Consider the following 8,183-nt stretch of genomic DNA (forward strand, 5'->3'; position numbering starts at 1 on the left):
CAACGCCCCCGGCACGGGGGCAAAGCGGCGATTCTAGTGGCGGGCCGGTTTTATGGCTTGCGCGTCCAGACGGCGGCAAAGAAGCCGTCCGTGTGGTGGACATGGGGCCACAGGCGCAGGTACAGGCTGCCCGTGTCGCCGCCGCTGCACAGGCTGGCGGCGCCCTCTACCTTGAGCTGGGCCAGCGTCTCGCCCGCATCCAGCGCCACAAAGTCGGGGTGGGCAGCGGCAAAGGCTTCAGCGATGCGCTCGTTTTCTTCGGGCAGCACGCTGCAAGTGGCATACACCAGGCGCCCGCCGGGTTTGACCAGGCGCGCGGCGCTGGCCAGGATGGCCGCCTGCTTGACCTGCAGCTCCTGCACTGCATTGGGCGACTGGCGCCATTTCAGGTCGGGGTTGCGCCGCAGCGTGCCCAGGCCCGAGCACGGCGCATCGACCAACACCCGATCGATCTTGCCGCTCAGGCGCTTGACGCGCTCATCGCGCTCATGGGCGATGGCCGCCGGATGGACGTTGGACAGCCCGCTGCGCGCCAGCCGTGGCTTGAGCGCATCGAGCCGGTGGCCCGACACGTCAAAGGCGTACAGCCGCCCGGTGCTGCGCATGGTGGCGCCCACGGCCAGCGTCTTGCCACCGGCGCCTGCGCAAAAGTCCACCACCATCTCGCCACGCTTGGCGTCCAGCAGCAGTGCCAGCAGTTGCGAGCCTTCGTCCTGCACTTCGATGGCGCCGCGCACAAACGCGGGCAGCTTGGCCAGAGCGGGCTTGCCCTCGACGCGCAGGCCCCAGGGCGAGTACGGCGTCGCTACTGATTTGATAGCTGCTTGCGCAAGCTCCTTCTGCACTTCAGGCCGTTTTTCTTTCAAAACGTTGACGCGCAAGTCCAGCGGTGCGCTGGACGACAGCGCCTGCACCAGCGGCCAGAAGCCGTCGCCCAGCTGGGCTTTGAGCGGCTGGGCCAGCCACTCGGGCAGGTTGTGGCGGTGGCGCTCCAGCAGCTCATCGGGGCGCACGGCGTCGCAGGCGTCGAGCCACTGCTTTTCGCGGTCGTTCAAGGCGCCGCGCAAAAACTCGCGCGGACCGTGCACGGCTTGCGGGTTGCTGCGCCGGGCTTCTTCGTCTTGCCAGTGGGCGTAACCCAGGATGGCCAAGCGCCGCTCCTTGGGGCCGGAGCCCGAAGGCGCCATGTGGTCAAACAGCAGTTTTTTGCGCAGCACCGTGTAAACGGTTTCTGCCAGCGCAGCGCGCTCGCGCTGGCCCAGACCACGGTGGTCGCGAAAAAAACGCGACACCACAGCGTCGGCAGGGTGTTCAAAAGTCAGGGTGAGCCGCACGAGTTCGGCGCAGGCTTCAATAAGGGCGTTGGGATGCATGGGCGCGATTGTCCCACTGTGGGCAGGGGTGGGGCAAAGTCTCAGTGCGCCTGTAGCCAGTCGGCAAACTCGGCAACGGTGAGGATGGGAATGTGGAACTGCGCCTTGACTGCCTGAATATCCCCATCGCCGCTGACCAGTGCATCGGCCTCGCCCACCGCCGCCAGCACCAGAAAGATCGTGTCGTCGGGATCGCGGATATCCGGCAGGCCATCGGGCGCGGTGTCAATCTGTACGGCCTCCACGTAAGGCAAAAACTCGGCCAGCAGCGCTTCCTGCTCATCGCGGGTCAGCTTGAACTTGGGGTAAGCCAGCACACGCAACAGCTCGCTGACCGTCTCGCGACTGGCCAAGGCGACAAACCGTTGGGCCTGCCAAGCCTCCCGCAACCAGGCAAACCTGCGGCGCGAGAAGATCAGCGCCGAGACCAGGCAGTTGGTATCGATAACAACGCGCGGGGCGTTCATGGGCGCTTTCTGGCCCAGGCGATGGCGTCTTCCACGTCGTCCGGCGTAATGCCCAGTTCCTCCAGCTTGGCCCGCACCGCATCGGCCTGCTGCAGGCGAACCGGTGTCAGAACAATCTTGCCGTCTTGCATGGTCACGTCGTAGTAATCGGCCTCGCCCACCGTCTGCACGATGGCCTTGGGCAAGGTGACTTGGTTTTTGCTTGTGCGTTTGGCCAGCATGGCAAATCTCCAAGGTAATGAAGTAAGGAATTCAATTTTAGCCCGTTTGCAAGTGACAAACAAATCTACCTGATCGGCATGGAGTTCAGCCAGCAGCAGCGCAGCGTGGTGGGTTTTGAGGCGCAGGGTTTGTAAGATGACGTAAACCTAATTTTATTTTGTTCCACCCTGCAAGGAAAAGCATGCCATCAGCCAACGCCCTCACCACCATCCAGAAGCTCTACATCGCCTACTACGGCCGCGCTGCCGACGCGGCTGGTCAAAATTATTGGGCCACCGAAATGGACAACGCGGGCGGCTCGCTCAACGGCATCATCGACGCCTTTGCCACGGCCCCCGAAGCCCAGGCCCTGTACGGCAGCGGCACCACCGTGAACGAGCGCATCACGGTGCTGTACCAGAACATCCTGGGCCGCGCCCCGGAAGCCGACGGCCTGGCCTACTGGGCCGGTGAAGTGGCCGCCGGGCGCCTGAGCCTGGGCAACGCCGCGCTGAGCATCCTGAACGGTGTGCCACCCAACAGCACCGATGCGGCACTGGTCAACAACCGCCTGGCGGTGGCCAACACGTTTACCGCGCAAGTCAATGACCAGAACTACGGTGGCGACGCGGCCGCCGCCATTGCGCGCACGTTTCTGAAACAGGTCACGGGCGATGCTGCCACCCTGACCGAGGCCAACAACCAGCTGCCCGCGTACCTGAACACCATGGGGGTTGCCACCCGGCAGCCCGACAAATTTGCCCCGCTGATTGCCAATGGCCTGCTGACCAACACCGCCATCGTCCGAACCGATCTGACGGATGACAACCTGGATGCCATCCTCGGCGCAGGCAACGCCCAGAAGGCACCTTGGACGCTGCTGGTGACAGGCGGCTTCGATCAGAGCGCCAAGATATTGATCAGTGATGGGACGGCCGCTGGCACAGACGTAAAGGCGAACAGTGGCTTTTACGGCTACACGAAATGGATGGTCAACTCAGATAAGACCGGGGCCTATTTTTTCAGTTTCAACTCGGAGGTCGATATGGTCGGTTACAGCGATGGCACCCTGGTTGGTACGCAATCGATCGCTATCAATCAACCTCTCTACGCCAGTTTTTCAACGCTGGTGAATGACCAACTGATCTTGGCCGGATCAGCGCAAGGCGGCAACTCCGGCAAGGCTTACGTCATCAATGGCATGGAAAAAAAGTCCACCAGCACCGACATGGACTTTGCCATCCCACCTTTTGGTGGCGCCCATGATGTGAGCCATCAGGCGGTGTGGTTTGGAGCCCACTCCTCCCCCTATGGCTATGAATTGGCGCGCTTTGATTACAGCAACCCCAGCCAAATGTCATCCACCCTGGTTAAAGACATTTACCCCGGAGCGAGCGGGGGTTTGCAATCGATCAATGAGGCTGTCGTGCTGCCCAACGGCAAACTCATATTCAGCGCCGACGACGGCACGAATGGGCAAGAGGCCTGGGTCAGCAACGGCACCGAGGCGGGTACTTTCATGCTAAAAAACTATTACCAAGGGAATACCGGCGACGTTGGTGGTTTTAGACCCTACGGCAATAAAGTGGCATTTGTCGCCATAGCTTACAACTGGGGAGCGAACGGTGACATTCCCCAGGCTGGTACTGAACTGGCCTTCACCGATGGCACCAGCGCCGGCACCACGCTGCTGGACATCAACCCTGGTTCGGCCAGTTCCTACCCCAGCATTCTGGGCGAAGCCAACGGACGGCTGTATTTCACCGCAGAAATCAGTAATCCAAGCAGCGGCGCTACCCAAAAGGGCATTTACTCCACCAACGGCACCACCTTCACGAAATTGGCCACCATCAACAACGAAGCCAGCTTGTTGGGCTGGGACGCCACCAAGGCTTTCTTCAAGGTATCCGACGCCCAACATGGCGCCGAATTGTGGGCGGCAGATTTTGGCAAAAACACCTTTGGCCTGGTCAAAGACCTTCTGCCGGGCAGCGGTGCGGGCTTCGGCGACACCACCAATGCCAATAGCGTGCAGCTGGCTGGCGGCAAACTGATTTTCAAAGCCTACACATCCGCCACCAAGCAGGGCTTGTTTGTCAGTGATGGCACCACAGCCGGCACTGTCAATGTGGGCACCGCCAATGCCACGACGGATAGCGGGACAAACCGTGATTTCAAAGTGGTGGGAGACACCTTGGTATTCAACAACGCCGAAGGGGTGTTTGCAGTCAACCTTGGGGCGGCAATTCCCAAGGCAGTGCAGTTGAGTACCGTGGGCATCACCACTTTCTACAACTCCTACACCGACCCAGCCCCACTGCAAACCGATGCCGATCAGGCGTTCTTTCTCACGAGTAATGGCGACTTGTTTGCCAGCAAGGGCACCACCGTTCCCACCGCGCCACTGGTCAGCCAGGTCCAGCAGTTCAAGGTGGTGGCAGAAAACGCCTTGTTTATCCAGACCGCAAACACCGCCACCAACACGCAATCGCTGTGGTACAGCGACGGTACCGCAGCGGGCACCCGCTTTATTGAAGACCTGCCCAACAGCGATTACGGCCTCAGCAGCATATCTTTTGATCTCAAAAACGCCGTAGCCATCAAAACGGTGGGCGTGGTGGCCTGAAGCTGCGCCATGGCCAAAACCAACGCGCTGGGGTAGTGCGTTGGCTTTTCTATCAGACTCGGGTGGCAACAGACGCTCTTTCCACGGTCCTATAATTACATATAAAAACAGCCTCTAGCTCGCTTCCAGCAAGCGCCAGCAGCTATTATTTAGATAGCAAATTTGCAATGGCGCGCGGGTAGATCAGGTGCTCTTGCGAGAGCACGCGCGCGGCCAGCGTGTCGGCGGTGTCCTGGGGCAGCACGGGCACCACGGCCTGATCGAGGATGGGGCCCACGTCCAGCTCGGCAGTGACCAGATGCACGGTGGCACCGGCAAACTTGCAGCCCGCGTCAATGGCGCGCTGGTGCGTGTGCAGGCCGGTAAAGGCGGGCAGCAGCGAGGGGTGGATGTTGGTCAGCCGCCCTTCGTAGTGCGCCACAAACCCCGGCGACAAGATGCGCATGAAGCCTGCCAACACCACCAGCGCGGGGTCGTACTGGTCGATCAGCGCGGCCAGCGCGGTGTCAAAAGCCTCGCGGCTGGCAAACTGCTTGTGGTCCAGCACCTCGGTGGCAATGCACTGCGCGCGGGCCAGCTCCAGCCCTTTGGCATCGGCTTTGTTGCTGATGACGGCCGCCACCCGCACGCCCAGGCGCTGCGCCCAGTCTTGTTGCTGCGCTGCCCGCACAATGGCCGCCATGTTCGAGCCGCCGCCTGAAATCAGAATCACGATATTTTTCATTTGACCGGAATTATCCCTGCCATGCCCTTTGACCCCACCACCCGCCCCCTGAGCCCCATCGCAGCGCGCGTTCTGGCCACGCTGATGGAAAAAGCCCGCACCGTGCCCGACAGCTACCCGCTCACCCTCAACACCCTGGTGCTGGGCTGCAACCAGAAAACCACCCGCGACCCGGTGATGAACGTCAGCGACGCCCAAGCGCAAGAAGCGCTGGATGAGCTGAAATACCTGTCGCTGGTGCATGAAGCCAGCGGTGGACGCACCACGCGCTGGGAGCACAACTTCCAGCGCGGCGTGGGCGTGCCCGAGCAGTCTGCCGTGCTGCTGGGCCTCTTGATGCTGCGCGGCCCGCAAACGGCGGGCGAGCTGCGCATCAACGCCGAGCGCTGGTACCGCTTTGCCGACATCTCCTCGGTCGAAGCTTTTCTGGACGAGCTGCAAGAGCGCAGCGACGAGAAAGGCGGCCCGCTGGTCGTGCAACTGCCCCGCGCCCCCGGTGCGCGTGAGCAGCGCTGGGCGCATTTGCTGTGTGGCCCGGTCGATGCCAGCGCCCTGCTGGGCAACGCCCCCAGCAGCGCCAGCGCAGGCAGCCCGGCCCTGCAAGCGCGCGTGGAAAGCCTGGAAGCCCAGGTCGCCGCCCTGCAAGCCACCGTGCAGCGCCTGTGCGCCGAGCTGGGCGTGGAGCCCGCGCCCGGCGAAGCAGCGCAAGGATAATGGCGGGCTTTTCTTCTACCCGAATCCGCGCCCCGGCCTCTGGCCACCACGCAACGTTCGCAACCCTATTTGTCCGACATGAGCGCCACCGACCCCAACCTGAAACACCTGCACCTTGCGCGCGAACAGATCGCCAAAGGCGACCTGAAAAACGCCGCACAGACGCTGAACAAAGCACAAAAACAAGCGCCCAACGACCCGCGCGTGTTCGTGCTGGCGGGGGTGATGGCGGAAAAATCCGGCAACATCCCTGGCGCGTTTGATGCGCTGCAACGCGCCGTCACGCTGGCACCCGACTGGGGCCCGGGCCTGCTGGAACTGGCCTTGCTGCAAGCGCGGCAAAACCAGTTCGACAAGGCCATCGCCACGGCAGAAAAAGTCGCCCAGGTGGAGCCCAGCAACCTGCGGGTGCTGGCCGGTGTGGTCGATATCGCCCACCGCGCGGGCCACCTGGACATGGCCGTGCGCCACCTGCGCCGGGGCCTGGCGCTGGTGCCGGGCGACGCCACGCTGCGCCGCACGCTGGCACGCGACCTGAGCAGCCTGGCGCAGTACGACGAGGCCATTGCGGTGTGGAGCGCCCTGATCGAAGAAAACCCGCAAGACACCCAGGCGCTGATGGGCCGGGTGCAAACCCACGTGGCCCAAGGCCAGGCAGCCCGCGCCCTGCCCGACACCACCGCCCTGCTGGCGCTGGCACCGGGTGATTCGGTCTATGCCTACTACAACGCGCTGGCCCACGGCGCCACGCCCGCGCACCAGCCCGCCGAACTGAGCCGCGGCCTGTTCGATGACATGGCCGAGTTCTACGACCTGCACATGGTGCGCACCCTGAAGTACCAGCTGCCCAAACAAGTGGCAGAAAAAATCACCGCCCTGCACCCGGACAAAAAGCTCAACATCCTTGACCTGGGCTGCGGCACCGGGTTGCTGGGCGTGTACCTGGGGCGCATCGACGGCTTTCTGATTGGCGTGGACATCTCCAAGGGCATGATCGAACAAGCCGCCCGCCACGGCGTGTACGACCGCTTCCACCACGTCAACCTGCTGGACGCGCTGCAAGACACGCCCGATGCGCTCTACCAGGTGATCACGGCGCTGGATGTGTTCATCTACACCGGCGACATCAGCGCCGCCCTGGCCGATGCGCTGCGCATTCTGACTCCCGGCGGCCACCTGATTTTCTCGTGCGAAGCCGCCCCCGAGGACGGCCCCGACCTGGTGCTGCAAGCCACGGGCCGCTACGCCCACCGGCGCAGCCACGTCGAGGCGCTGTGCCAAGCGGCCGGCGTTGACGTCACCATCGAAGACACCGTGCTGCGCCACGAGAACCACGCCCCCGTCCACGGCTTTGTGGTGGTGGCGCACAAGGGCGCCTGAGCACGCGGCCCCGCGCCCGACGTTGTGCGCACACACCGGCCCGCCCGCACCACGCTGGCGGGCCGGTGTGCTTTCAGGTCAGGCGGAAATTGACCGGCTGCAGCGGTTCAGGCAGATCGGTTTCACCCAAGGATTCGCGCAGCGATATTTCAATGCTGCGGCACAGCGTATCGAGGGGCAGGTCGTTGCTCTCCAGCCCGAACGGCTCTTCGATTTCATCGCCCAGGGCATCCAGGCCAAAGAAGGTGTAGGCCACGATGGCCACGACAAACGGCGTCATGAACCCCGTGGTGTCCACCAGGCCAAAGGGCAGCAAAAAGCAGTACATGTAGGCCGTGCGGTGCAGCAGCAGCGTGTACGAAAACGGAATCGGCGTGTGCTTGATGCGCTCGCACGAGGCCGCTGCCGCTGTCAGGGCCGACAGCGTCTGGTCGATGGGCACGGCCAGGCTGGGGGCGATGTGGCCTTGGCGCACGCACTCGCCCAGGTCGCGGCCCATGGCCAGCATCAGCGCGTCGGCAGGGCTGCGGACGCTGCGGATACGGGCAAATTCCTCTGCCGTTGTCCAGCGCTCCAGGGTGGCATCGTCTTTCTGACCACGCAGTTGCAGGCGCAGCGCGTGGGCAAACGCAATGCAGCGGTGGACCATGCGCACCCGCACGTCGCTGTCGCGCGCCAGCGGGTCGATGGGCTGGGGT

8 protein-coding genes are annotated in these 8,183 nt (G+C 63.2%); 3 read left to right on the plus strand and 5 right to left on the minus strand.

Going from position 1 to position 8,183, the window contains the following annotated elements:
• Positions 1-50: 50 nt before the first annotated feature.
• The 3 genes from PHX69_RS00595 to PHX69_RS00605 are packed head-to-tail and all read right to left on the minus strand — an operon-like array spanning position 51 to position 2,061.
• The gene (locus tag PHX69_RS00595) at positions 51-1,373 is read right to left on the minus strand and encodes an RsmB/NOP family class I SAM-dependent RNA methyltransferase (RefSeq protein WP_288041851.1); all 1,323 of its coding nucleotides are present in this window, start codon (positions 1,371-1,373) and stop codon (positions 51-53) included.
• A gap of 41 nt (positions 1,374-1,414) precedes the next feature.
• Positions 1,415-1,840, minus strand: a complete 426-nt coding sequence (locus PHX69_RS00600; RefSeq protein WP_288041852.1) for a putative toxin-antitoxin system toxin component, PIN family — start codon at positions 1,838-1,840, stop codon at positions 1,415-1,417.
• On the minus strand, positions 1,837-2,061 hold the full coding sequence (locus PHX69_RS00605; protein WP_288041853.1) for an AbrB/MazE/SpoVT family DNA-binding domain-containing protein: 225 nt from the start codon (positions 2,059-2,061) through the stop codon (positions 1,837-1,839). The genes PHX69_RS00600 and PHX69_RS00605 overlap by 4 nt, the downstream gene beginning before the upstream one ends.
• Before the next feature lie 182 nt (positions 2,062-2,243).
• Between PHX69_RS00605 and PHX69_RS00610 the strand changes: the two genes are divergently transcribed.
• Positions 2,244-4,667, plus strand: coding sequence for a DUF4214 domain-containing protein (locus tag PHX69_RS00610; RefSeq protein ID WP_288041854.1), 2,424 nt, complete (start codon positions 2,244-2,246; stop codon positions 4,665-4,667).
• A 145-nt stretch (positions 4,668-4,812) separates the two neighbouring features.
• On the opposite strand, the gene purN is transcribed toward PHX69_RS00610, so the two are convergent.
• Positions 4,813-5,391, minus strand: a complete 579-nt coding sequence (purN, locus tag PHX69_RS00615; protein ID WP_119011962.1) for a phosphoribosylglycinamide formyltransferase — start codon at positions 5,389-5,391, stop codon at positions 4,813-4,815.
• 21 nt (positions 5,392-5,412) lie between these two features.
• Here purN and PHX69_RS00620 point away from each other — a divergent pair, with 21 nt between their 5' ends.
• Positions 5,413-6,105: a YceH family protein gene (locus PHX69_RS00620; RefSeq protein ID WP_288041855.1), complete on the plus strand. Its 693-nt coding sequence runs from the start codon at positions 5,413-5,415 to the stop codon at positions 6,103-6,105.
• Between the two features lie 78 nt (positions 6,106-6,183).
• Complete coding sequence (locus tag PHX69_RS00625) at positions 6,184-7,485, plus strand: tetratricopeptide repeat protein (RefSeq protein WP_288041856.1); 1,302 nt, start codon at positions 6,184-6,186, stop codon at positions 7,483-7,485.
• A gap of 73 nt (positions 7,486-7,558) precedes the next feature.
• Here the strand turns inward: PHX69_RS00625 and PHX69_RS00630 are convergent.
• A partial coding sequence (locus tag PHX69_RS00630) for a bestrophin family protein (protein ID WP_288041858.1) occupies positions 7,559-8,183 on the minus strand: 625 nt, incomplete at its 5' end.

The organism is Simplicispira sp., assembly GCF_028687295.1.
GTDB classification, from domain to species: domain Bacteria; phylum Pseudomonadota; class Gammaproteobacteria; order Burkholderiales; family Burkholderiaceae_C; genus Simplicispira; species Simplicispira metamorpha.